Below are 239 nucleotides of genomic sequence, written 5' to 3'. Positions count from 1 at the left end.
GAGGTGTTTAGTCCCTCAATAACCCTTGTTAGTATTCGACACTCACAAGGATTGTATTTTGTTGCGGATGTTGGAATCGAACCAACCTTGTATAGGTTATGAGCCTATCGGACAACCACTGTCTTCAATCCGCGATATTATCGGCAATATTAACCCACCTCCCCCACACTTCCAAATTTTCCGCGAAGTTTATTTTATTAGTTTGAATAAAAATAAAGAATAGCCACCAAAGCAGCAGT

At 40.2% G+C, this 239-nt stretch carries 1 tRNA gene; it reads right to left on the bottom strand.

Features of this window, described 5'->3' with window-relative positions:
• Positions 1–61: 61 nt before the first annotated feature.
• Positions 62–134 (bottom strand) — tRNA-Ile (locus tag NCR93_RS31870).
• Positions 135–239 lie beyond the last annotated feature (105 nt).

It is taken from the genome of Caballeronia sp. ATUFL_F1_KS39 (assembly GCF_023630985.1).
Lineage (GTDB): Bacteria > Pseudomonadota > Gammaproteobacteria > Burkholderiales > Burkholderiaceae > Caballeronia > Caballeronia zhejiangensis.
Note: the sequence above shows the minus strand (reverse complement) of the source record. Positions and strands in the feature narration are given on the sequence as shown.